The sequence below is a fragment of the Pseudomonas sp. LLC-1 genome (genome assembly GCF_002992185.1).
GTDB classification, from domain to species: Bacteria; Pseudomonadota; Gammaproteobacteria; order Pseudomonadales; family Pseudomonadaceae; genus Aquipseudomonas; species Aquipseudomonas monteilii.
This window is the reverse complement of the sequence record NZ_LUVY01000020.1, coordinates 1-21,810: the sequence shown is the minus strand read 5'-3', so window position 1 is coordinate 21,810 and position 21,810 is coordinate 1. Positions and strand designations below refer to the sequence as shown.

The window sequence follows — 21,810 nt, the reverse complement described above, 5'->3', positions numbered from 1 at the left end:
TCTTCTCTTGTTATGGGTGTTGCGTGGGGTTACCGGCCTGGTTGCGCACGCCCCGCTCGCCCACCAGCACCAGGCCGTTGCCGGTGTCGCTGACGAGCGCGGTCACCGGGCCACGGGCGCTTTGCGGCACCTGGCTGAAGCTGGCACCGTCATCCCGACTGAGCAGCAGGTCGCCGGCCTGGCTGGCCAGCCACAGCTGGCCATCACGGTCGATGCCCGCGGCGGTGAGGCTGGTGTTGATGCCCGTGTTGACCGGCCGCCACTGCTGGCCGCCATCGGTGCTGCGGTAGACGTGGCCGCGCAGGCCGTAGACCAGCAGCACACCGGGTTTGCCGACGGCGCCGAACAGGGTGCCTGCATAGGGCGTGTCGACGCGGCTGAAGCGTGCGCCGCTCCACTTCAGCAGCAGGCCCTGCTCGCCGGTGATGTACAGGTCGTCACCCACCGCCGCCAGGCTGGTCAGGTGCAGGCCTTGTGGGTTGTCGCTGTGGTCGAGCCAGGGTTGCCAGTGCTCGCCGCCGTCTGTCGTGCGCAACAACAGGTTGAACACGCCCACCGCATAGCCGTTGCGGGCATCGCTGAACCACACGTCGAGCAAGGCATTGTCGGTGGCCGCCGCAGGCAACTGCTCTGCCAGCGCGCGACCATCCAGCTGTTTGTGCCAGTGCACGCCACCATCGCGGCTGTGCAGCACCACACCGTCGTGGCCGACCGCCCAGCCCAGTGCGGGCGTGGCAAAGCTCACCGCATTCAGGTCGGCGCTGACGGGCACCTGGGCTTGCTGCCAGTGCGCGCCGTGGTCATCGGAATACAGAATGTGCCCGCGCGGGCCGACCGCGACCAGGCGCGGCCCGGCCAAGGTCACGTCACGCAGGGCGCTGCTGCTGGCCAGGGCACTGGGCATGGCGGGCACATCCAGCACGTCGGTGAAGGGCGCGGCCTGCGCCGTGCCCTGCAGCGCCGCCAGGGCCAGCATCACCACGCTGCATCGTTTGAAGACAGACATTGGCAACCTCTGCTCCGTGCGCTCAGCGAATGCCATTGCCGGCCAGCGACTCGGGCGACCACTGGGCTTTCGACAATGGGTCGATGTAGCGGATGCCACCGTAGGCACCGACCACGCCGTTGAGGTTGTAGGTGCCGCCGATCAGGTCGTAGATCATGAAAGGCGTGGCGTCCGGGGTCTGCTTGTCGTAGCTCTGGGTGAGGAAAGCGAACGAGCCACGATAAAGCTGGCCACGGGCGTCGTACTGGTCCGAGGCCAGGGCGATCCAGCTGTCTTCGTCAAGGTAGAAGCGGCGCTTGTGGTAGATGTGGCGTGCGCCGTCCTTGAGCTTGCCTTCCACCACCCACACGCGGTGCTTTTCCCAGCGCACGAACTGCGGGGCCAGGTGGTTGGGGGTGATCAGTTGCTTGACGTCGGTGTTGTAGGTGAGCGGGTAGGTGTTGTACGGCACGTACATCTCCTGCTTGCCGACCAAGGTCCAGTCGTAGCGGTCCAGCGCGCCATTGAAGACAAACACGTCATCGTAGGTGCCCGAGCCCGAGGTGCCCGGGTTGGGCGTGTCGTAGGCCAGGTTTGGTGCCAGCTTGACCCGGCGCTGGCCCGGCAGGTACTGCCAGGCGCTGCGTGGCTGCACCAGCGGGTTGGCGGCGTCGCGCAGCATCATGGCTTCGCCGGCACGGCGCGCGGGCCCGGTGTACACCAGCTTCATCTGGTAATAGGTGTCCTTGGCACCGATCGGCTTGGCCATGTCTTCGTAGATCGGGTAGCTGATATTGGCCTGGCCGGTGGTCGACAGTGACGCTTTGCCGGCGGCATCGACGTTCCATGAGTCGTACTTGGCGGTCATACTCACGCCCTGGTAGCGCAGCAGGAAGTTCCACATGGCCTCGGCGCCGTTTTGCGGAATGGGGAACGGGATGCCCGGCAGCACGTTGTCCACCGCCGTGCCACCCTCCTGGCTTTTGGCAGCGGTGGCGTTCTTGCGGGTGTTGTCCAGCACCGCTTGCGGCAGCGCTACGCTGCGATGAGTCGGGTACACGTCGACACGGTAGCTGGGGTAGCGCTTGAGCAGTTCCAGGGTGGTGGCAGTCAGCTGGCCCTTGTACTGGTCGGCGTTCTTGCCATCGATGACCAGCAGCGGCTTGTCGCTGGCAAACGGGTCGGGGCGCATGCTGGCACCGCTCTGGAAGTTGGCAGGCGGCGTCTGCAGGCCACCCTGGTAAGCCGGGATCGAACCGTCGGCATTGCCGGCCTTTTCGGCACCGATGGCGGTCAGGTTGGTGCCCAAGCGGGCAGCCTGGTCAGGGGAAACGGCGGCCTGGGCAGCGTTGAGCGCGGCCAGCGACAGGCACGAGGCCAGCAGGGTACGTACGAAATTCATGATGGTTGTCTTCCTGTGTAGGCGGTAGGAAACATGACTCAGAAGGTCGTCTTGACGGTCAGGTACAGGGCGCCACGGTCCTCGGTGGTGGCACCACCACCGGAGAAGGAGGCGTAGCCGCCGCCGTAGCAGGTGTAATCCTGTTCGCCGTCCAGGGCATTGGGGGTGCTGCCGTCGGTCTGGCCATCCTTGCAGGCCTTGGCCTCACCGAAGCTGTCGACGTACTTGAGGTCGACGAAGTACTGGTTGTAGATCGCGGCGCTCACGCCCACCGCGTAGTTGCCGGTGTTTTCGGCACCGCCGCCCTGCACCGGCGACACACCGTCGATGCCGACGTTGACCGACAGCGGCATGCTCAGGTCCATGCCCGGCACCACCTGGTACCAGGTGGGGGTGAAGTTGACGGCGACGCCCCAGTTATCGCGGGTGGCCTTGTCGATACCGCGGTAGCTGCTCTTGCCCTTGTACAAGGCCTCGTTGTGGCCATCGAGCTTGAGCAGGTTGCTGTAGAACAGCTCGCCGAGCAGGGTTGCGGAGTCGAACAGCGGCGTGTCGCCGATGGTCATCAGGCCGTTGAGGGTGAAGTGCAGGGTGTCACCGGTGGCGCTCAGGCTGTCGCCGTCCTTGGGCACGTCGTAGATCACCCCGCTGCTGGGCAGGCGCGCCGGCAGCAGGCCGAAGCCGCCCCCCAGGCCTGCCTGGCCGGGGGCGCTGACGATTGCCGGGATGCTCGCCAGCGGCATGTTGTGGCGGATGTTCAAGTCGCTGCCGACGCTGATGCCCGCCACATCCTTGGACAGGCTCAGCCCATAGATGTCGATGTTGTCGGCATAGGCGAACTGGTAGGTGGTGCTTTGCAGTGAGTTGTAGAGGTTGCCGACCGCGCCTTGGCGGCTGCCCGGCGGGTTGCCGAACGGACCGTTGGCCACGGTCATGCCACGCGCATCGAGCCAGGCCTGGGGCAGGATCTCGGAGGTCTTGCGGTAGTAGAAACCCAGGGTGCCGCCCAGCCATTCCGGCGACCACTTGGCCATGACGCCCCAGTCGCCGCTTTTGCCAGGGGTAAGGTCATGACCACGGCGAATGCTGGTCAGCGCGCCACGTACCGGGATCAGCCCCGGGGTGCCGGTATGGCCCAGCAGAAAACTCTGCGCGCCCTCGCCTACCACGTCGGAGCCGCCATAGTAGGTACCCGCCTCGGGCAGTCGGGCCGCGTCCCAGTCGAAGAAGTACTGAGCACCCAGGGTGAACTCGGAATTGACCAGAAACGAAGTGGACAACTGATTACGGGGCACGAACAGCTCCTTGGCCTCGGTGCCCGGCGATGCCGCCAGCTTGGCCAGGTCCAGGCCGGACTGGCCGTAGCTCAACGAATGCACCGGATTGAGCAGGGTTTCACCCCAGAACAGGTTGTGCTGGCCCAGCTTGGCGCTGACCTGTGATGCTTCGCCCACGTCACGGCTCATGAACACGAAGGCATCCAGCACTTCGCCCGAGGGGCCGCTGTAGTAACGCTGGGCGTAGTTGCTCAGGTGCGGGCTGCCCAGCGGTATGCCGGTGCCCGGCAGGCCATTGAGGCTGGGGTTGATGCCTGACTGGTCACCGTTGCCGTTGACGAACGGGTTGCTGTTGGAGCCGGTGTTGTCGTAGGCCTTGTCGTACCAGCTGGCAGTGCTGACGCGAAAACCGGTGTTGCCCTGGTACACCACGTCCAGCTCGGTCAGCAGGTCGACCCGGTTGGTGACGTTGGTGCCCGCCTTGCGGAAGTTGTAGTCGCCGTCGTTGCTGTTGGGCGTTCCCAGCAGGCGCTTGTCGGCACTTTCGGTGCGCACGCCGTAGTTGTACTTGACGGTATTGTCGAAGCGCACGGCCCAGTCTTCGTTGCCGGTATCGACTTCGAAGGCCTGGGCGGCAGGCAGCGTGAGCAGGCCGATGGCGCAGGCAAGCAGGCAGCGCTGTGGCTTCACAGCACGGTGAATGCGGTGTTCTGGCATTACGATGGCTCCACGTATTGTTATTGTTTTTTGCGCCGCCCGTCTGCTGCGGGCGTGGCTGGGGCGTCCATGCGTTACTGCAGGTTTGCGGCGTCCAGTCGGCGGATCAGGGCCTCGGCCAGCGGCCAAGGGCCGAAACCGGAAGCCGGGTTAAGGTGGCCAACAGCGCCCAGGCCAACCAGCTCGCTGCCCCAACGCCGGGCTAGTTCACCGGCAGCGGCGTAGCTGGCGAGGTGGTCGTTGCTGCTGGCCGCGACAATGCTTGGGAATGGCAGCGACGTCGGCGGAAGCGGTGACCAGCCCTTCTCGGCCAGGCTGGCCGGGCTTGGGTAATGCGCCGGCCAGCGGGCGTTGAGGTCTGGCGGGGCCGCCAGCAAAGCACCCTTGATCGGCCGCCGGTAGCGTGCCGCCCAATGGGCGACCATCAGTACGCCAGCGCTGTGCGCGACCAGGATTACCTCTCCTTCGATCTGATCGAGCTCGCGCTGGATCGCCTCGACCCGGGCATTGCAGCACAGCCCGTCAACCTGCAGCGGCGGTACGCTGCGCACCTTGGCCAGGCGGCCGGCAAGCAGGGTTTGCCAATGCTCCGCGACGTGGTCGCGCAGGCCGGGGACAATCAGCACGGTGGCGGTGGTTTGCAGTTTTTCCACGGTGAACCTCATGTGCGATGTAGCGCTTGAAGGTCACAGTAAACAGGCCTCCCCCCGGGTGCTTTACATTGGGCGTCAGGCGCTTTTCATTTGATGACAACGGTCAAAACAGGGCTTTGCTTTTCAATTGATGACACGCAGGCTATAAAACCAGTGGACCTGCAACCCCCGTGCTTTAGGGACAACAATAAAAAATGCCTGCTCTAGTCCGTGCCGCCAGCTTGACCAACTACCTGGAAGTGTCCCGTCACCTGGGCCTCAACCCCCATGCACTGCTGGCACAGGTTGGCCTGAGCGCCGCGCTGCTCGACGACCCCAACCGGCGTATCCCGGTGGCCAGCGTCATCAGCTTGCTGGAGGCTTCTGCCAGCGCCACGAAGTGCGAAAGTTTCGGTTTGCGCATGGCCGAATTGCGCCAGTTGTCGGACTTCGGCGAAATCAGCCTGCTGCTCAGCCACCAACGCAACCTGCGCGATGCGCTGCAAGTGATCGTGCAGTACCGCCACCTGCTCAACGACGCGCTGGCCATCCATATCGAGGAAGCCGGCAAGACCGTGGTTATTCGTGAAGAGGTGATCAACGAGCGAGCGCCGTGCAGCCGCCAGGCCACCGAGTTGGCCATCGGCGTGATGATGCGCCTGTGCGCGGCGCTGCTGGGCGCCCATTGGCACCCGATCAGTGCCAACTTCACCCACGCAGCCCCTGCCGACCTGGCCATTCACCGGCGCATTTTCGGTTGCACACTGGTGTTCGGCAGCGAATTCAACGGCATCGTCTGCCCCGCTGCCGACCTCGACAGCGCCAGCCCGCAGGCCAACGAGGCCATGGCCCGGCTGGCGCGGCGCTACCTGGACACGCTGCCGGCCAGCGGCGTGCCGTCGCTGGAACTTGAGCTGCGCAAGACCATCTACCTGCTGCTACCCATGGGCCGTGCCACCATCGAGCAAGTGGCGCAGACCCAAGGCATGAACGTGCGCACCCTGCAGCGGCGGCTGGAAGAGAACGCGCTGACCTTCAAGGACCTGATCAACAGCGTGCGCCGTGACCTGGTGATGCGCTACCTGGAAAACCCCAGCTATTCGCTGGGGCGCATTGCCGACATGCTCGGTTATTCGATGCCCAGCTCATTCACTCGCTGGTTCATTGCCCAGTACGGCATGCCGCCGGCGAACTGGCGCGCACAGCACAATGGGCAGTTGCATTAACCGCCCGTTGCAGGCTCATCGAGGAGGATAAACACCGCACCCTTCTCGTGCTCGACAGGGTACGTGTTCAGCTTGAGCGCGGTGGAGTTCTGCAGATAACCGCTGGCCAGGTCGAAACGCAACCCGTGGGCACAGCACTGGATGACGCGGCCTTCCAGGCGACCGCCGCACAGCGATGCCCCCTGGTGCGGGCAACTGTCATCGACGGCATAGAACGAATCGGCAATGTTGAACAAGGCCACGCTGTGGCCTTCAAGGTCCAACAGCACCCGCCCGTTGCGTTGCGGTACTTGATCGGGGGCCAGTGCCATACGTCGCTTCATGCCTGCGCCACCTCCAGCAAGGCGTCGTTCATGGCCGCGAACAGCGCCTCGGCCGGCCGCACGCCTGCAATCAACGGCCCCTGATTGAAGCGGTAGCGCGGCACGGCACTGCCTGCGCGCCCTGCCCCCTCGAGAAACGGGCTACCGTCGTCACGCAGGCAGTCGACCACTTGTGCGGCCTGCAGCCCGCAGCTCTGGGCAATACCGAGCAAGGTGCCGCTGTCCCCCAGGTCACGGCCCTGATGGAAATAGGCAATGAATAACCGCGCCAGCAACGCCTCCTGTTGCGGTGCACCGAGCAGGCTGCCGGCCCGTTGCATCAACCGGTGAGCATTGCCGGTATTGGGCATGCGGCGGATGCGCGAAAAATCGATATCCTCGCCCACCACGCTGGCAGCGGCGCGCACCTGGGCCTGGCGCTCGCGCACGGCTTGTTCACTGCCCAGGCGTTGCAGGTAAAACGTACTGAACGGCACGCCATTGGCAGGCAGCCCAGGCAACAACTGCACGCCCTGCCAGTGCACCTGCACCTCTACCTCGGGTTGCTCACGTTGCAACCACAACAGGGCCGCTTGCAGGTGCCGCAGCCCAATCAGGCACCAAGGGCAGACAAAATCGAAGAACACCTCGACGGACAACAGCTGTTTCACGGTTTCAACTCCTGGTGCGCAGACAATCCATGTCGCGGTGGTAATGGCGTTTAGCGAACAAGAACACCGCCGCCGCCGCGAGGCTTGTCAGCGGTACCAACTGCAGTGCCGCTTGCAGCCCGATCAGGTCAGACACCCGGCCGGTGATCAGCGGCCCGGTGGCCAGGCCCAGCAGGTTGTTGGCCAGGGTCAGGGTGGCGAAAGCGGTGCCATGTACCGAGGCGTGGGTCAGGTTGGCAACCATGGCACTGGACGGGCCGTTGGTGCCGGCGGCAATCATCATGCCCAGGCAGATCAGCACCAGTTGTGCGGTGCCAGCGGGCAACGCGAAGGCCATGCTCAGCAGCACGCAGCTGCCCAGGCAGTAGCCGATGGCCAGGCTGATCTTGCGGTCCGGGCGCTGCCGGCCCAGGCGGTCGCAGAGCATGGCGCAGAGGATCATGCCGACGCCGCTGCACAACACGATGACAGCGGCGACCGCACCGGCGCGATCAGTGCCCATGGCGTAATACCGGTTCAGGTAGCTGGGCATCCACACAATCAAGGTGCCGCCAACAAACAACTGCAGGCCGCTGCCGACATAGGCGGCGATGACCGAGCGGCTGCTGTACAGGCTGCGCAGCGGGCGGCTGACCTTGCCCAGCGCCTGCTGCGCGCACTTGGGCGCAATGCGTGCCTCCTTGACGATCATGGGGTACAGCATCGCCAGCACCAGGCCGAACAGTGCCATACCGGCGAATGCCCAGCGCCAGCCCAGGTGCTGAGCCAAAACGCCGCCAAGGGCCATGCCCAGCACCGAGCCGAACATGCCACCGGCCATGAACGCCCCGGCCAGGGTCGAGCGCATGTCGCGGGGGAACACGGCGACCACCACGGCAATGCCGACACTGCCGTAAGCGGCCTCTCCGACCCCGACCAGAAAACGCGCAATGAACATTTGCGGGTAATTTTCTGCCAAGGCGCAACCGAGCGTCGCCAGGCTCCACAGTACTGCCATCAACACCAGGCTGCGTACCCGGCCGAAACGGTCGGCCAACAGTGACAGCGGGAACGTCAGCAGGCCGACCATCAGCGCGACGATCCCGCTGAGCAGGCCCAACTGGCTGTCACTGAGCGCCCATTCGCCCTTGAGCAGCGGGAACACCGCGTTGAGTACCTGGCGCGACATGTAGTCGGAGATCAGCAAGCCGAACGTCAGGGCAAAGACCACCCAGGCATAACGCCGGGGCACGCTGTGGACGGATTCGCTGCCGGCGTCTTCGGCGCTGGCGAGGTAGGTGGCCATGTTGCCTCCTTGGGTGTGGTGTGGGTTTTTCTTGTTGTTATGCACTGCTGCTGAAGCTTGCTCAGCCCTTGTGGGAGCGGCCTTGTGTCGCGATAGGGGCGCACAGCGCCCCCCAAATCCCCGCGTTAGCATTCAAATTGCCGGGGCCGCTTTGCGGCCCTATCGCGACACAAGGCCGCTCCCACAAAAAGCATCCTGGCCATACCGATCATCGGCTCAGGTACGTTGCGGTACACCTTTGATCCCCGGCTGGCGATTCGGCGCCATGCCGTTGGCCTTCAGGGTCTGCTCGATGCTGTCGTACTGCTGGCCAATGCGGTAAATGGCGCGGGCCTCTTTGCCAGTGGCAATCTCGCGACCCAGTTCATGCGCCACGCGCACGGTCTGCCGGATCTGCTGCACCGAGGTGAAGCGTTTGCCGTGCTGGTCGATGATGGTGTCTTCGTTGCCACAGCGCGGGTGCAGGCCCATGGCCAAAGCCATGGTGTTGAACGGCAGCACGTTCTTCAGCAACGACTCGGCGGTCAGCGTGCAGCCGTCCGGTGCGCGGTGGATGAAATTGAAGAAGTTGAACGGATTGGGGCCGTCGAAACCGCCGCCAATGCCAATCCAGGTCAGGTTCAGCGGGCCCATGTAGTCACCCCGGCGCACAATGCGTTCAAGGGTTTCCAGGGCATGCATGCCGGTCAGCTGGAAATGCGGCTGGATATTGCTGGCCTGCAGGCGGCGCAGGTGTTCGCGGACCCAGGCCGGGCCGGCCGGTACGGTCATCTCGCTGTAAGCTGCATGGATTGCGGGGCTGGCCAGCGAGGTGCCTTCGAGGTACTCGGGGTACAACAGCTCCATGATGTTCATCTGCGTGGTGTTGATCGCCACCGTCACCTGGTCGGGGCGCGGCGTCAGTTCGGCGAGCATGTGCCGGGTGTCGTCCGACAGCCATTTGGCCGCCTCGCCTTCGCCTTCCGGAGCGAAGGAAATCGAACCACCCACCTGGATGATCATGTCCGGAACCGCCTCACGCACACCGGCGATCAGCTCGTTGAATTTGGACAAGCGCTTGGAGCCTTTGCCGTCCAGTTCACGCACATGCAAGTGCAGCACGGTGGCGCCTGCCTCGTAACAGTCGACGGCTTTCTGCACCTGCTCGTCCATGGTCAGCGGAATGTCTTCAGGGAAGTCTTCGGGCATCCACTCCGGGCCATAGGGGGCCACGGTGATCACCACCTTTTCCATGTTTTCCGGGTGCAACGAATCGTCGAAGAATTGCATGCTGTAGTCCTCGCTATTGTTATTGTGCGGTTGCCGCCAGTGACGGCGACAGGCTTAGAACGTGCGGCTGCCCTTGATCCCGGCGCGCTCCATCTTGCGGTGGCACGGCGGGTAGTCCATGACGGCGTAATGCTGAGTGCTGCGGTTATCCCAGATCGCCACGCTGTTGGGCTTCCAGCGCCAGCGCACCTGGTACTCGGGCAGGTACGCCTGGCTGATCAGGTAACGCAGCAGGTCGCTGGCACCTGGGTTGGCGTCCTGGCCGAACCGCACCCGCTGTGGGGTGTGGTAATTGCTGAAATGGGTGGTGAAGGCGTTGACGAACAACACCTGCTCACCCGTTTCCGGGTGGGTGCGCACCACCGGGTGCTCGGCATCGGGAAACTGCGCCTTCAGCGCCAGGCGTTTGTCCAGCGGCATGGCGGCGCCGAAGCTGGCCTCGATGCTGTGGCGGGCGCGCAGGCCTTCGATTTTGGCTTTTACGTCGCTTGGCAGGTTTTCATAGGCCAGCACCATGTTCGCCCACATCGTATCGCCGCCCACCGGGGGGCATTCGACGCAGCGCAGTACGCAGCCCATGGGGGGCGCCTCGCGCCAGGTGGCGTCGGTGTGCCAGGCATTTTCATAACGGTCGTTGGGCTGGTCCGGGCGCTTGTAGATCTGCACCAGCCCTGGGTGCTCTGGATCGCTACCGGCCACCGGGTGGTCCTCCAGCTCGCCGAAGCGACGGGCGAAGGCCACATGCTCGGCACGGCTGAAGTGCTGGTCGCGCAGGAACAGCACACGGTGCTGGAGCAACTGCTGGCGCAGTTGGGCGAACAGGTCATCATCGTGAATCGCGTCGGCCAGGTTGACGCCACTTACCTCGGCACCGATCGCGCAGGTCAGTTGTTCGATGTGCATGCTGTTGCCCTCTTCAGATGACGAAGATCGACGAGCCGGTGGTTTTGCGGGCTTCCAGGTCACGGTGGGCCTGAACGGCATCCTGCAAGGCGTAGTGCTGGTTGATTTCGATCCGGATGCGCCCGCTGCTGACGTGGTCGAACAGTTCGCCGGCCAGGTCGGCCTTTTCTGCCGGGTCGGCAATGAAGTCGGCCAGCGCCGGGCGGGTGAGCTGCAGCGAACCCTTGATCGCCAGCAATTGCGGGTCGAACGGCGGGATGGTGCCCGAAGCCGTGCCGACGCATACCATCAGGCCACGGCGTTTGAGCGAATCGAGCGACCCCATGAAGGTGTTCTTGCCAACGCTGTCGAACACCACGCTCACCCCTACCCCGTCGGTCAGCTCACGCACGCGGCTGGCCACGTCCTCGACGCTGTAGTTGATGATGTGGTTACAGCCATGGGCGCGGGCCACTTCAGCCTTGGCCTCGGTGGATACGGTGCCGATCACGTTCAACCCCAACAGCCTCGCCCACTGCGCGACAATCAGGCCCACCCCACCAGCAGCGGCATGCAGCAACACGCTGTCACCGGGCTTGAAGTCATAGAGCCGGCGTAGCAAGTAGGCCGAGGTCAGGCCGCGCATGGTCATGGCGGCAGCGGTCTCGAAGGCAATGGTCTCCGGCAGTTTTATCAGTGCCGCGGCGGGGATAAGGCGCTCGGTGCAATAAGCACCCAGGGTATTGAGGAAGCCGGTATAGGTGACACGGTCACCGACCCTCACCTGAGTCACGCCCTCGCCCACGGCCTCTACCACCCCGGCAGCTTCCACGCCGATGCCATTGGGCAACGGGATCGGGTAGGTGCCATTGCGAAAGTAGGTGTCGGCGTAGTTCAGGCCCACCGCCACCTGGCGCAAACGCACCTGGCCCGGGCCGGGCTCGCCCACCTCGGCATCCTCGTAGCGCAGCACTTCGGGGCCACCGGTCTGATGGAAACGTACGACTTTGGACATGCTTGTCTCTCCACTCATCGATCTGGACGCCTGGCGTCAGTTCTGGATGACTGGACTGTATGCCCTTGGCTTGCAGGGTGCTTCGCATCGGACGACAGCAGGTTTTCATTTGATGACAGCGCGATCGTCGCCCTGCCCTGCATGAACGCCGTTTTATTGATGAGCCTCCTTGATGCTTATCTATGGCGAGACTAATACTTAAGTCTCTGCCTGGGGAGGCACGAAACATGCAACCAAGATTCGTTATCGTTCCCGCTGTGCCGATCGAAAAGGAGTCGTTCCGCATGGGCAGCCGCTATTACGCCGCTACCGTTTGTGGAGGGTTCGACATTTACGATAACCAGGTGAAGGAGCGGCTCAAGCCGAGCTACCCGAGCAGGACGGATGCGCAGGTGCAGTGCGAGCAGATGAACAAGCGCGGTGAGGCGGGATGAACCATGCCAAGGCCGCCCCACCCGGGGTCAAGCGCCTGTGGCCTCAACCTCTTGCCAACCGGCAAGCAAACGCTGGGCGTTCTGTTCGCAGTCCATCCCCTGTGGCTTGCCTTCGATACCGGCAATTACCGCCAGCAACTGAGCACGGTTCTGCGCCAACCGCTGCTGCATCGCCTCGATCTCCGCCACCTTGCGCTTGAGGCTGGCCAGCAACAAACCATGATCGCCCGGTGCTGCCCCGGACGCGTCGGTAAGCTTGCGCATTTCATCCAGGCTGAACCCCGCCTGCTGGCCACAGGTAATGATTTCCAGTGCCCGCACGACCTGCTCCGGGTAATCCCGGTAGCCGTTGCCCAGGCGCCGGGCGGCAATTAGCCCGCTGGCTTCGTAAAAACGGATACGCGATGCACTGAGGCCCGTGCGTCGTGCCAACTCACCAATTTTCATTTCACTGTCATTCCCCTATTGACCTTAAAGTTGACTTTAACCTTAGCCTTCTCTGCAACCTAGCCCACGCGGTCAGTAACCGATGCGTGGTAACCCTGTCCGGAGATCGCCATGACACCCTTCCAGCCGCTGCAACTGCCCAATGGCAGTGTCATTCCCAACCGCATCGCCAAGGCGGCGATGGAAGAAAACCTGGCCAACCCCGACCAGACCCCTTCCGACTCATTGCTGCGCCTGTACCAGGCCTGGGCCGAAGGTGGTGCCGGGTTGTTGCTGACCGGCAATGTGATGGTCGACCCCAGCGCGATGACCGGCCCGGGCGGGGTAATGCTCGATGCCAGCCAGCCGCTGCAACGCTTTCGCGACTGGGCCCGTGTCGGCCGCGCCCATGGCGCGCAATTCTGGATGCAGATCAACCACCCGGGAAGGCAGATGCAGGCCAACCTTGGCCAACCCACCGTGGCGCCGTCGGCCGTGGCCTTGAACATGGGTGGCCTGTCCAGGCTGTTCCCCCTGCCCAAGGCGCTGGACGAAGCCGAGATCGTGGCCCTGATCCAGCGCTTCGCCCGTACCGCAGCGCTGGCCGAAGAGGCCGGCTTCAGTGGCGTGCAGATACATGCCGCTCATGGTTACCTGCTAAGCCAGTTTCTGTCGCCGTTGAGCAACCAGCGTCAAGACCGTTGGGGCGGTAGCCTGGAGAACCGCGCACGGCTGTTGCTGGAAGTCGTCAAGGCCGTGCGCGAGGTCGTTTCGCCCGGTTTCGGCGTGGCAGTGAAGCTGAATTCGGCCGACTTCCAGCGCGGTGGCTTCGAACCTGCGGATGCCCGCCAAGTGGTGCTGTGGCTGAACACGTTGCCAGTGGACCTGGTGGAGCTGTCTGGCGGCAGCTATGAGGCACCGGCCATGCAAGGTGACGCACGCGACGGCCGCACCCTGGCCCGCGAGGCCTACTTTCTGGAGTTTGCCCGGGATATCGCCGCTATCGCGAAGATGCCGGTGATGGTCACGGGGGGTATTCGCCGGCTGCCGGTGGTCGAGCAGGTGCTCGCCAGTGGCGTGGCCATGGCCGGCATCGCCACGGCGCTGGCTGTCGAACCTGGCTTGCCCCGGCGCTGGCACAAGGGCGAGGCGACAGCCAGTGCCGAGCTGAAGCCGATTCGCTGGAAGCGCAAGGCGTTGGCCGCACTGGCGTACATGGCCCTGGTGAAGCTGCAGATGCGCCGGCTGGCAGCAGGCAGCCAGCCCAAGGCCCATGCGTCACCGTTGCGCGCCTTGTTGCTGGAGCAAGGCTGCACCTTACTGCGGGTAAGGCAGTACAGGCGTATGATGAAAAGCCGAGTGGATTGATATGTGGTGCACTGCCCTTTACTGGAGCACTGCCATGAACAAACCCCTTTACGCGCTGCTTTTCACCCTGGCAGCACTTGCTGCCTGTTCATCCAGCTCTGCGCTGTACCACGACCAGCCACTGGTGGCCAAGGTCGATACCGGCATGAGCAAAGACCAGGTCGTGCAAATAGGCGGCAAACCTGATGCCGAGTCCGAACGCACCGTCGTACCCGGCACGTGCTTCGACTACATGCTGTCCAAGGCCGGAAACCGGCAACCCTACAGCGTCAGCTTCGACGCCAACGGCAAGGTGGACAAGACCGCCTTCATGACCTGCGCCGAATGGAGCAATGCCCAGCACAAGGCCCGCCTGCCCAGCATGGGCGGTTCGAGCGGCTCGGGCTACTGACTCAGTCCAGGCACTCTCGGGCAGCCTGGCGCAATTTGTCGCCCGACAGGAAGCTGCCCTTGTAGAACGTCGCGCGGCTGCCATCGCGAGAATCGACCACGTCCAGCACATCGTCGCTCGCTACGGCACTGGGCGCCGTCAGCCGATAACCGTGAGCTATCGACTTCTGCGTAGCCTGGGGCGCCAGTGCCTGCCACTTAGGCAGGACACAGGCGGCGTACTGCTGCGGCGATTTCTTGGTCAGTTTGCTGGCCGTGGGTTTGCCGGGGGTTGCGCAGCCGGCAAGGCTGGCAACTAACGCAGAAGTGATAAAGATACGAAAGGTAGGCATTTGCAATTGGCCATTAGGGATACGCTGCATTCTAACGGGGGTTGCGCCGAGTTACTAATCAACCAAGGTCTGGCTGCAGGTTTTCGCGCAATTGACACAGCAATAGCGCGCTGCTGGATGAGCGCCAGACAGGGATCGACGGTAAGTACCTGACAATTCTGCCAGTAGCGTGAGCAGGTGGAGGCTGCGACAGTAACGGGGTCAACCCACACGTCGGCAAGGAGTTACGCAATGCAAAATAACGCCAACAAAACACTTCTTTTCTATCAGAATGGCAAACTCATCACCCTTAAAACCGGTGAACAGAACCGTAGCATTTTTCGCCACTCGGACGTGCCACTTGCCGAGCAACAATCAGACGGTATCCAGTCCGTCGGATTGTTGGTAACGGACGATAAAGGTTCGGTACTGCAGGTGGAAACAGACAGCTGAAAAAAACCAGGGGCTCTCCGACGCCCCAGCAAGCATCGCGTAAGCTCTTCCGGGTTTGGGCGAGAAAGCGCCTTCTATAAATCGGTTGCGTTTCACCCTGCCCTGCGGCGATGCTCACAGGCTCGTTGAAGCAACTGACAAGGAAGGCCTTTAACACCATGGAAACGCTTCATAGCATCAAGTCAGACCTGGTCAGAACAGCCGATCACCTGGACCAACTCAGTCAGGCCATGAGTGGTCACGCCAGGTTCATGGCGGCGCGTGGTAGCTCGCAAAACGAGGTGGATGTTGCTGCGCACATCAAGTCCATCGATGTGGTTGCGGACGAGTTGCGCTCTGTCGCCGCAAGAATCGACGACATTGAAGGCGCTTGTTGACTGAATTCAAAGCCCGGAAAACGCCTTGGCTTGCCTGCTAATCCATGCCTGACCTTGACTACATACCCGGTTCAGGGTGCCAGCCCCCCAAACGCGGGTCAGGGTTTGGCTCCCCGGTACAGCACGATGGCCGCTACATCGAGGGCCAGCACGCTGGCGACAAACAGAAACATGACATACAGGTCTTCAGGAAGCATTGCCGTATCCCCCAAATGCGCCGGTTTGAAAGGGTACGAGCAATATCCGTTCCAGTCGGCGCATCAGGTACCCGGGCAGCGACTCAGCTGAACTTGAGCTTCACCACTTTGCTCAGCGCCCAACCACCGAAGACGTAGAATGCATCCAGGTAGAGGCGCCCTGCATAGTTGGGCAACGGCGCGTTATTCAACAACACATCCGGGTCGGGCGCAGGGGGAAACAGCGCATAAAAACCGTTGGGCAGCACCGCCAGCGCCAGCAGCAACAAATAAGTCGAGGCTTGCAGCAGGGTCGCACGACTGCTGGATCTGGCGGACCACTTCAAGCCGTAGTACGCAACCAGGCCTGCAACGGGCAACACCCAGAAATGCGTCGGGATCCCAATGAACATTTCGGCGACAACGCTTCTTGCTTGCACCCGCGATTCTCCTTCCAAATAGGCGGATTATTGCGGCCGTGGCCCGCAAATGCAAAAAGCCCGCTCTCAACAGCGGGCTTTTTGTGTTTTCCAGCGCTAACAATCACGCCTTGGAACACATCAGTGCGGCATCCAGCAACCTGCCATGGTCGTACCAGGCATCACGTTGATAAGCCGTGAACTGGCGCTGAGTTCCCGTGCCCCGCAACTCTACAAGCCCCTGCGCCTTGTCGGGGTCGGTGCTTTCGATGAACAGCCTGACCGCATTATCGCCCTGGACTTCGTAGGTTTTCACATTGCCTTGAAGTTCGTCTTTGACGCACCCCAGATACACGGGTGGGCTTTTCGCGGTACTGCCAACGGTATAATCGTGGCTGTCACGTACATCAGGGTTTTGTGCGCAGCCTGCCATGAACACCGTAGCGAACCCGGACACAAATATTGCGATTGCGCCTGCTAGCGATCTTGAGCTCTTCACGCAACACGCTCCTGTTGCCCCATGAGAAACAGGTAAAGTCATTACCAGCCAGCCGCCCTGTTTTGGTTATCGTGTGCCCATGTTACTGCTGGAAGGCAACCCGGTATCAGGCTTATTGGCTATATGGACCTCGGGGCGCCCCTCGCGCCCGCCATCAGTAGCGACGATACTCCTGCCCGCCATGATCACCGTCGTAATAATGGCGATGATGCCGCCCGTCATGCCAGTATGGCCAGCAGCCACTGAGCAGCAGCAAACCGGACAACACCACAACCCATGCAGTCTTGCGTTTCATGTGCGTACCTCCGACAAGCGAAGCCAAGGCTTGCTTACGTTGGACCGCACTCAATCGGGATGTTCTGGCAGGCGCAAGCCGCTGGTCATCTTCCCCGACAGGTTTCATGTAGCGGCTGGCCCCGATTACGCGTATGGCGTGCCCCACAACCGGGGTCAGGATATGACATTGAGAAACACATAAGTCGCCGCCAGGTCCAGTACCAGCACAGCCACCACGCTGAAAATCATGTAATAGCGGTCATCCTGAGTCATTTCTGCGTACCCCGCATGATCAATGTCTCAGGGTCTCAGCAATTCCTGTTCCAGCGCTGTATTAAAGCAATGCAGCGTTAGCTGTCCGCACCTTACTGCCTGGATTCTGGCACGAACTGCCAACCTCCTATCAGGATGATTACTCCGGTTATTGCTACGTAGAGCAGGTATTGGCCTGGATGCACCCTGAAGGTATCTCCTGATAGCTGTCGCTGACGGTCCGAAATCGACCCAAAGCTGCCCTTCGGAAGGCAGCTTACAATTCGAAGCTGGCGGCGACTGAGTGCGTAAAAACTAGCGACTGGCAGTCGACCTTTCTAGCCAGTCAGCACGCGTCATCTCCCATATTTCGACCTCCATCGGTCCAGATACAAATTCTCCTGCCCGCACGTCTACCAAGCGCATACCCTCATGTTTGGAGACCCTGCGAGATGCGTCGTTGGCAACCGCTTTGGGAACCTGCATGACCGGACGCGACAGCGTCTCGAACCAATAAGCATTGATAATCCGGCATGCCTCACGCATGTAGCCCTTTCCCCACCATTGTGGTGCGAGCCAGAAACCTCTGTTGTTTCCAGGCTGATCATACAAACTGATGCTACCCAGGGTGCAGCCAGCATCGTTGCGCATGCGGATCATCCAGTGCCTTTCACGACCTGCTGCCATGGCAGGCAGGGCGATATCTCGGACATAGACCAGCGCCCCGTCTTCTGGATACGGCCATGGGACACGACGATCCAGGTAGCGAACCACCTCCCAGCAGGGGAACAGCTCCTGAATGATGGGTGAATCCTCCAGCTGGAGGGGCGTGAGAACCAGCCGATCGGTGATCAGCGTCGGAAGACAGTCCATGACATTCGTTCCCGGGCATCCCTGTGAGACGGTGATTATCAGTACAGGGCTTGTTTGTGTCGACCGCTCCCTGATTTGTGAAACGTCACTACCGGAGGCATTGGGTCGATGACGCCAGTCGCGAAGGGCAGCAACCGGCCAGGAGCGGTCATTCAAATCGGATTTTTATTTGCCTGACTTATTAAGTTGGCGAGGCATTCCGCCTCCAGAAGATCCTTTGGTGGAAAACAGAGACACCTCCCTCACAGCCCTCAGGCCCAATGATAGAATCCTGTTTTGAAAAAGGAGTTTCATCGGTGGAGACTGGAAAAAAGAGCTGCCCCTATTGCGCGGAAGCCATCATGGCTGAAGCCATTTTATGCAAGCACTGCCAATCTGACCTCAGGCAACCAATACGGAATCCACCTTGGGGCCCACTACCGTCAGTAAGGAGAATGGGCTCTGTCAACAAGGCTATCGTCGGAATCATCATTGCCATCACCTTGTACTGGGCTTTCGGCTTTTATACCGAAGACACGCCAGAAGACAAGGAAACAATACAGGCCCAAGATGCCGTCGAACTATGCCGTGAGAAACTGGACAGCTACTCCGGCCCAGCAGTAGGGAAAAGCATATTCTCTGATGCTTGTCGAAAGCTGGAAGTCGAAACCCGCAAGAGTTTAGGCAACGCGCCTTAGGAGACGTTGATTACAAAAGTGGCTTATCACTTGGCGCGTAAAGGCGCGAAGGTCACCGTGTCGATTTCCCTCAGGAGCGCGCTCCCTCCGGCGCGGCCCGCCAGTGCCTATCGCCTTTTACTCGGCGCCCCCATGAAACTACCGGTGATGAGTACGGCAGCAGGACCGATAAGCCAAGTCAGGTGCGACTCGGGGTACTTTGCCGTCACCACAATGACAAAAACAAAAAGGCCCATCCCGGACCACAGCCGCTTCCGTGGCGTCAACCACTCCCGAAATTCTTCCAGCCGTCTACCCATCACCGCGCTCCCTGCTTCAGCCTTTGTTTCGGGCCTTATTGCACCTGTATCACTTTGACAAAACCTAGCGCTTGCGACGAAGACCGGGCGACCAGGCAGTAAAGAACCAGTAGATCCCCGTCCCGAAGACCAGGCTCCACCGACTTTGCGGGTTGATAACCATCCCAACCAGGCCAAGGACGATCAACGCTACGCCTGCGCGCCTCCTGCGCTTCGGATTGAACCACGCCTGGAACGCCCGAAGTCTCTCGCTAACCCGCATCACCGCTCTCCCTGCCTGGTAAGCGGCGAAGCATATCACCCCTGTTCAACAATAAAGCCACCCCGTGAAGGCGGCGCAGAACCGCAAGCGTCCAGCCAAGTGCCTGAAGGCCTGTTGTGCGGCTGAGCGATGGTGCCGAGACTGAATGAATTGGGGATCAAGCGTCGCTCCCCATACAACTGCCGTCACACCTATGCGACAATGCGCGCAATGTCCGGCCTCAACCCCGCATTTATCGCCCAACAGCTGGGTCACAGCGTTCAGATGCTGCTGTCGACGTATGCCCGTTGGCTTAACTCAAGCTCCGACTGGAGCGAGCTGGAAAAGCTCAAGATTGGTATCAAATCGGTATCAGCTGAAAGCCCAGCGTCGTAAGTTACTGATAGGTAAGCCCTTTGATCTCCACCGCTAACATCACCATGCAGTTCGGCTCCAAGCCGCTGTTCGAAAACGTTTCCGTCAAATTCAACAACGGCAACCGCTACGGCCTGATCGGCGCCAACGGTTGCGGCAAGTCGACCTTCATGAAGATCCTCGGCGGTGACCTGGAGCCATCCGGGGGCCAGGTCATGCTCGAGCCGAACACCCGTCTGGGCAAACTGCGCCAGGACCAGTTCGCCTACGAGGAATTCACCGTGATCGATACGGTGATCATGGGCCACGGTCAACTGTGGAAGGTCAAGGCCGAGCGCGACCGCATCTACTCGCTGCCGGAAATGACCGAGGAAGACGGTATGGCCGTCGCCGAACTGGAAACCGAATTCGCCGAAATGGACGGCTACACCGCCGAATCCCGCGCCGGTGAACTGCTGCTGGGCCTGGGTATTCCACTGGAGCAACACTTCGGCCCGATGAGCGAAGTGGCACCGGGCTGGAAGCTGCGTGTACTGCTGGCCCAGGCGCTGTTCTCGGACCCGGACGTGCTGCTGCTCGACGAACCGACCAACCACCTGGACATCAACACCATCCGCTGGCTGGAAACGATCCTCACGGCGCGTAACAGCACCATGATCATCATTTCCCACGACCGACACTTCCTCAACAGCGTCTGCACCCACATGGCTGACCTGGATTACGGCGAACTGCGCCTGTTCCCGGGCAACTATGACGAGTACATGACCGCAGCCACCCAGTCGCGTGAGCAACTGCTGTCGGACAACGCCAAGAAGAAAGCCCAGATCGCCGAGCTGCAGACCTTCGTCAGCCGCTTCTCGGCCAACGCCTCGAAGGCCAAGCAGGCGACTTCGCGCGCCAAGCAGATCGACAAGATCCAGCTGGCCGAGGTCAAGCCGTCCAGCCGTGTCAGCCCGTTCATTCGTTTCGAACAGACCAAGAAACTGCACCGCCAGGCCGTGGTCGTCGAAAAAATGGCCAAAGCCTTCGACGACAAGGTGTTGTTCAAGAACTTCGACATCACCGTCGAAGCGGGCGAGCGCGTTGCCATCATCGGCCCCAACGGTATTGGCAAGACCACGCTGCTGCGCACCCTGGTCGGCGAGATGACCCCGGATGCTGGTTCGGTCAAGTGGACCGACAGCGCTGAAGTGGGCTACTACGCCCAGGACCACGCCCACGACTTCGAAGACGACATGACCCTTTTCGACTGGATGGGCCAGTGGACCTCTGGCGAGCAGGTGATCCGCGGCACCCTGGGGCGCATGCTGTTCTCCAACGACGAGATTCTCAAGTCGGTGAAGGTGATTTCCGGTGGTGAGCAAGGCCGTATGCTGTTCGGCAAGCTGATCCTGCAGAAGCCGAACGTACTGGTGATGGACGAGCCGACCAACCACCTGGACATGGAATCGATCGAAGCGCTGAACCTGGCGCTGGAAAACTACCCAGGCACCCTGCTGTTCGTCAGCCACGACCGCGAGTTCGTATCGTCGCTGGCCACGCGCATCATCGAGCTGTCGGCCGATGGCGTAGTGGACTTCAGCGGTACCTATGACGACTACCTGCGTAGCCAGGGTGTGCTGGTCTGATTGATGGGGCGGCATGGCCATCTATATGGCTGAGCCGGCCTCTTCGCGGGCATGCCCGCTCTCATCAAACAAAATGCAACCCACTGTTTTTTAAGCACTCAGGCAGCCACCAGTTGGTACCCCAGTTTCCGGGCTTTGCGAAGCAAAGCCCGGACCTGTCGGTCTTGGCTCCTGGCTTCGAATTCCTCAAGACCTTTTTCGACATAAGCCTGTTTCTTGGTTAGCAGGTTGTACACCAGTCGTGCCAACTGGTGGGCAGTGGCTTTGATGGCGCAGCTGGTATCCATTCGAGTCAGCCTGGCTCGGTGCGATGCACCAATGAAACCCTTGTCATTACGAGCATTGGATGCAGCCTGCTTGAGTGCTTGAGCTGCTCGATTGACTATTTTGGGCCCGCCTCCTGCCAGTCGATGACCGCCGGAGATTCGGGTAGGAGGAGCCAGTCCCAACCAAGAGCAGAAGTGCTGTGAGGACGGGAAACGTGATAGATCTGTACCGATCTCGCCTGCCAGCACCAATGCGGTGTCCACCCCAATGGTCGGAATTGCGGTCAGGTCCACGCCAAGAACTTTCCACAATGTCTGATGCAATTCGGTCTGTTGGGCGCCGCTTCGGTGTGGGCTGCGCAAAGGCTTGTTGGATGGCTCAGGCTTGTTTTGCAGCACCGGCAGTT

The 21,810-nt window shown here is 61.5% G+C and carries 25 protein-coding genes and 1 pseudogene; 9 read left to right on the top strand and 17 right to left on the bottom strand.

Annotated elements, in window-relative coordinates:
- Positions 1-10: 10 nt before the first annotated feature.
- The 4 genes from A0O30_RS22325 to A0O30_RS22310 all read right to left on the bottom strand — a co-directional run bounded on the left by A0O30_RS22325 (position 11) and on the right by A0O30_RS22310 (position 5,034).
- Complete coding sequence (locus A0O30_RS22325) at positions 11-1,006, bottom strand: YCF48-related protein (protein ID WP_105948054.1); 996 nt, start codon at positions 1,004-1,006, stop codon at positions 11-13.
- 22 nt (positions 1,007-1,028) lie between these two features.
- Complete coding sequence (locus A0O30_RS22320; protein ID WP_105948053.1) at positions 1,029-2,387, bottom strand: DUF1329 domain-containing protein; 1,359 nt, start codon at positions 2,385-2,387, stop codon at positions 1,029-1,031.
- Positions 2,388-2,425: 38 nt separating this feature from the next.
- The gene (locus A0O30_RS22315) at positions 2,426-4,381 is read right to left on the bottom strand and encodes a DUF1302 domain-containing protein (RefSeq protein ID WP_105948052.1); all 1,956 of its coding nucleotides are present in this window, start codon (positions 4,379-4,381) and stop codon (positions 2,426-2,428) included.
- A 74-nt stretch (positions 4,382-4,455) separates the two neighbouring features.
- Complete coding sequence (locus A0O30_RS22310) at positions 4,456-5,034, bottom strand: alpha/beta hydrolase (protein WP_105948051.1); 579 nt, start codon at positions 5,032-5,034, stop codon at positions 4,456-4,458.
- Positions 5,035-5,228: 194 nt separating this feature from the next.
- Between A0O30_RS22310 and A0O30_RS22305 the strand changes: the two genes are divergently transcribed.
- Positions 5,229-6,239, top strand: a complete 1,011-nt coding sequence (locus A0O30_RS22305) for an AraC family transcriptional regulator (RefSeq protein WP_105948050.1) — start codon at positions 5,229-5,231, stop codon at positions 6,237-6,239.
- Here the strand turns inward: A0O30_RS22305 and A0O30_RS22300 are convergent.
- The 6 genes from A0O30_RS22300 to A0O30_RS22275 form a co-directional block, all read right to left on the bottom strand.
- Positions 6,236-6,562 carry a Rieske 2Fe-2S domain-containing protein gene (locus A0O30_RS22300; RefSeq protein ID WP_105948049.1) on the bottom strand — a complete coding sequence of 109 codons (327 nt, stop codon included), beginning with the start codon at positions 6,560-6,562 and terminating at the stop codon, positions 6,236-6,238. The genes A0O30_RS22305 and A0O30_RS22300 overlap by 4 nt on opposite strands.
- Positions 6,559-7,212, bottom strand: coding sequence for a DsbA family oxidoreductase (locus A0O30_RS22295; protein ID WP_105948048.1), 654 nt, complete (start codon positions 7,210-7,212; stop codon positions 6,559-6,561). The genes A0O30_RS22300 and A0O30_RS22295 overlap by 4 nt, the downstream gene beginning before the upstream one ends.
- Positions 7,213-7,216: 4 nt before the next feature.
- Positions 7,217-8,497 (bottom strand): MFS transporter, encoded by a 1,281-nt coding sequence (locus A0O30_RS22290; RefSeq protein WP_105948047.1) that lies wholly within the window; start codon positions 8,495-8,497, stop codon positions 7,217-7,219.
- Positions 8,498-8,713: 216 nt separating this feature from the next.
- A complete protein-coding gene (locus A0O30_RS22285) occupies positions 8,714-9,766 on the bottom strand; it encodes a 3-keto-5-aminohexanoate cleavage protein (protein ID WP_105948046.1) in 1,053 nt (350 codons plus the stop codon).
- 54 nt (positions 9,767-9,820) lie between these two features.
- The gene (locus A0O30_RS22280) at positions 9,821-10,669 is read right to left on the bottom strand and encodes a TauD/TfdA family dioxygenase (protein WP_019097549.1); all 849 of its coding nucleotides are present in this window, start codon (positions 10,667-10,669) and stop codon (positions 9,821-9,823) included.
- Between the two features lie 13 nt (positions 10,670-10,682).
- Complete coding sequence (locus A0O30_RS22275) at positions 10,683-11,663, bottom strand: quinone oxidoreductase (protein ID WP_105948045.1); 981 nt, start codon at positions 11,661-11,663, stop codon at positions 10,683-10,685.
- 227 nt (positions 11,664-11,890) lie between these two features.
- On the opposite strand from A0O30_RS22275, the gene A0O30_RS22270 reads away from it, so the two are divergent.
- Positions 11,891-12,097, top strand: coding sequence for a hypothetical protein (locus tag A0O30_RS22270; RefSeq protein ID WP_105948204.1), 207 nt, complete (start codon positions 11,891-11,893; stop codon positions 12,095-12,097).
- Between the two features lie 27 nt (positions 12,098-12,124).
- Here the strand turns inward: A0O30_RS22270 and A0O30_RS22265 are convergent, their stop codons facing one another.
- The gene (locus A0O30_RS22265) at positions 12,125-12,544 is read right to left on the bottom strand and encodes a MerR family transcriptional regulator (RefSeq protein ID WP_105948044.1); all 420 of its coding nucleotides are present in this window, start codon (positions 12,542-12,544) and stop codon (positions 12,125-12,127) included.
- Between the two features lie 111 nt (positions 12,545-12,655).
- On the opposite strand from A0O30_RS22265, the gene A0O30_RS22260 reads away from it, so the two are divergent.
- Together A0O30_RS22260 and osmE are read left to right on the top strand one after the other, a co-directional pair.
- The gene (locus tag A0O30_RS22260) at positions 12,656-13,891 is read left to right on the top strand and encodes an NADH:flavin oxidoreductase/NADH oxidase family protein (RefSeq protein ID WP_105948043.1); all 1,236 of its coding nucleotides are present in this window, start codon (positions 12,656-12,658) and stop codon (positions 13,889-13,891) included.
- 34 nt (positions 13,892-13,925) lie between these two features.
- Positions 13,926-14,282, top strand: a complete 357-nt coding sequence (osmE, locus tag A0O30_RS22255; RefSeq protein ID WP_105948042.1) for an osmotically-inducible lipoprotein OsmE — start codon at positions 13,926-13,928, stop codon at positions 14,280-14,282.
- A gap of 1 nt (position 14,283) precedes the next feature.
- Here osmE and A0O30_RS22250 read toward each other — a convergent pair whose 3' ends face one another.
- Positions 14,284-14,643: a hypothetical protein gene (locus A0O30_RS22250; protein WP_016715626.1), complete on the bottom strand. Its 360-nt coding sequence runs from the start codon at positions 14,641-14,643 to the stop codon at positions 14,284-14,286.
- 201 nt (positions 14,644-14,844) lie between these two features.
- Between A0O30_RS22250 and A0O30_RS22245 the strand changes: the two genes are divergently transcribed.
- Together A0O30_RS22245 and A0O30_RS22240 are read left to right on the top strand one after the other, a co-directional pair.
- Positions 14,845-15,045 carry a hypothetical protein gene (locus tag A0O30_RS22245; protein WP_105948041.1) on the top strand — a complete coding sequence of 67 codons (201 nt, stop codon included), beginning with the start codon at positions 14,845-14,847 and terminating at the stop codon, positions 15,043-15,045.
- A gap of 158 nt (positions 15,046-15,203) precedes the next feature.
- On the top strand, positions 15,204-15,422 hold the full coding sequence (locus A0O30_RS22240; protein WP_105948040.1) for a hypothetical protein: 219 nt from the start codon (positions 15,204-15,206) through the stop codon (positions 15,420-15,422).
- A gap of 280 nt (positions 15,423-15,702) precedes the next feature.
- Here A0O30_RS22240 and A0O30_RS22235 read toward each other — a convergent pair whose 3' ends face one another.
- The 4 genes from A0O30_RS22235 to A0O30_RS22225 form a co-directional block, all read right to left on the bottom strand.
- On the bottom strand, positions 15,703-16,011 hold the full coding sequence (locus A0O30_RS22235; RefSeq protein WP_105948039.1) for a hypothetical protein: 309 nt from the start codon (positions 16,009-16,011) through the stop codon (positions 15,703-15,705).
- A gap of 130 nt (positions 16,012-16,141) precedes the next feature.
- Positions 16,142-16,516: a hypothetical protein gene (locus A0O30_RS22230; RefSeq protein WP_105948038.1), complete on the bottom strand. Its 375-nt coding sequence runs from the start codon at positions 16,514-16,516 to the stop codon at positions 16,142-16,144.
- A 154-nt stretch (positions 16,517-16,670) separates the two neighbouring features.
- The gene (locus tag A0O30_RS27895; protein ID WP_177410303.1) at positions 16,671-16,811 is read right to left on the bottom strand and encodes a hypothetical protein; all 141 of its coding nucleotides are present in this window, start codon (positions 16,809-16,811) and stop codon (positions 16,671-16,673) included.
- 548 nt (positions 16,812-17,359) lie between these two features.
- Complete coding sequence (locus A0O30_RS22225; protein ID WP_105948037.1) at positions 17,360-17,917, bottom strand: GNAT family N-acetyltransferase; 558 nt, start codon at positions 17,915-17,917, stop codon at positions 17,360-17,362.
- A gap of 341 nt (positions 17,918-18,258) precedes the next feature.
- Here A0O30_RS22225 and A0O30_RS22220 point away from each other — a divergent pair, with 341 nt between their 5' ends.
- From A0O30_RS22220 to A0O30_RS22200, 3 genes and pseudogenes are all read left to right on the top strand, one after another.
- The gene (locus A0O30_RS22220) at positions 18,259-18,594 is read left to right on the top strand and encodes a hypothetical protein (protein WP_256589750.1); all 336 of its coding nucleotides are present in this window, start codon (positions 18,259-18,261) and stop codon (positions 18,592-18,594) included.
- 693 nt (positions 18,595-19,287) lie between these two features.
- Positions 19,288-19,530: pseudogene (locus tag A0O30_RS28050) on the top strand (site-specific integrase); the annotation flags it as partial.
- A 20-nt stretch (positions 19,531-19,550) separates the two neighbouring features.
- Complete coding sequence (locus tag A0O30_RS22200) at positions 19,551-21,137, top strand: ABC-F family ATPase (RefSeq protein WP_016715632.1); 1,587 nt, start codon at positions 19,551-19,553, stop codon at positions 21,135-21,137.
- A 98-nt stretch (positions 21,138-21,235) separates the two neighbouring features.
- On the opposite strand, the gene A0O30_RS22195 is transcribed toward A0O30_RS22200, so the two are convergent.
- The coding region (locus A0O30_RS22195) for a transposase (protein WP_146256324.1) at positions 21,236-21,810 on the bottom strand (575 nt) is incomplete at its 5' end.

Bases quoted from the DNA above. Each gene is read 5' to 3' on its own strand.
- A0O30_RS22315 (WP_105948052.1), bottom strand. From the start codon at position 4,381: ATGCCAGAACACCGCATTCACCGTGCTGTGAAGCCACAGCGCTGCCTG.
- A0O30_RS22240 (WP_105948040.1), top strand. From the start codon at position 15,204: ATGGAAACGCTTCATAGCATCAAGTCAGACCTGGTCAGAACAGCCGAT.
- A0O30_RS22265 (WP_105948044.1), bottom strand. From the start codon at position 12,544: ATGAAAATTGGTGAGTTGGCACGACGCACGGGCCTCAGTGCATCGCGT.
- A0O30_RS22270 (WP_105948204.1), top strand. From the start codon at position 11,891: ATGCAACCAAGATTCGTTATCGTTCCCGCTGTGCCGATCGAAAAGGAG.
- A0O30_RS22305 (WP_105948050.1), top strand. From the start codon at position 5,229: ATGCCTGCTCTAGTCCGTGCCGCCAGCTTGACCAACTACCTGGAAGTG.
- A0O30_RS22225 (WP_105948037.1), bottom strand. From the start codon at position 17,917: ATGGACTGTCTTCCGACGCTGATCACCGATCGGCTGGTTCTCACGCCC.
- A0O30_RS22290 (WP_105948047.1), bottom strand. From the start codon at position 8,497: ATGGCCACCTACCTCGCCAGCGCCGAAGACGCCGGCAGCGAATCCGTC.
- A0O30_RS22245 (WP_105948041.1), top strand. From the start codon at position 14,845: ATGCAAAATAACGCCAACAAAACACTTCTTTTCTATCAGAATGGCAAA.
- A0O30_RS22220 (WP_256589750.1), top strand. From the start codon at position 18,259: ATGGCTGAAGCCATTTTATGCAAGCACTGCCAATCTGACCTCAGGCAA.
- A0O30_RS22250 (WP_016715626.1), bottom strand. From the start codon at position 14,643: ATGCAGCGTATCCCTAATGGCCAATTGCAAATGCCTACCTTTCGTATC.
- A0O30_RS22300 (WP_105948049.1), bottom strand. From the start codon at position 6,562: ATGAAGCGACGTATGGCACTGGCCCCCGATCAAGTACCGCAACGCAAC.
- A0O30_RS22235 (WP_105948039.1), bottom strand. From the start codon at position 16,011: ATGTTCATTGGGATCCCGACGCATTTCTGGGTGTTGCCCGTTGCAGGC.
- A0O30_RS22320 (WP_105948053.1), bottom strand. From the start codon at position 2,387: ATGAATTTCGTACGTACCCTGCTGGCCTCGTGCCTGTCGCTGGCCGCG.
- A0O30_RS27895 (WP_177410303.1), bottom strand. From the start codon at position 16,811: ATGAAACGCAAGACTGCATGGGTTGTGGTGTTGTCCGGTTTGCTGCTG.
- A0O30_RS22280 (WP_019097549.1), bottom strand. From the start codon at position 10,669: ATGCACATCGAACAACTGACCTGCGCGATCGGTGCCGAGGTAAGTGGC.
- osmE (WP_105948042.1), top strand. From the start codon at position 13,926: ATGAACAAACCCCTTTACGCGCTGCTTTTCACCCTGGCAGCACTTGCT.
- A0O30_RS22260 (WP_105948043.1), top strand. From the start codon at position 12,656: ATGACACCCTTCCAGCCGCTGCAACTGCCCAATGGCAGTGTCATTCCC.
- A0O30_RS22325 (WP_105948054.1), bottom strand. From the start codon at position 1,006: ATGTCTGTCTTCAAACGATGCAGCGTGGTGATGCTGGCCCTGGCGGCG.
- A0O30_RS22285 (WP_105948046.1), bottom strand. From the start codon at position 9,766: ATGCAATTCTTCGACGATTCGTTGCACCCGGAAAACATGGAAAAGGTG.
- A0O30_RS22275 (WP_105948045.1), bottom strand. From the start codon at position 11,663: ATGTCCAAAGTCGTACGTTTCCATCAGACCGGTGGCCCCGAAGTGCTG.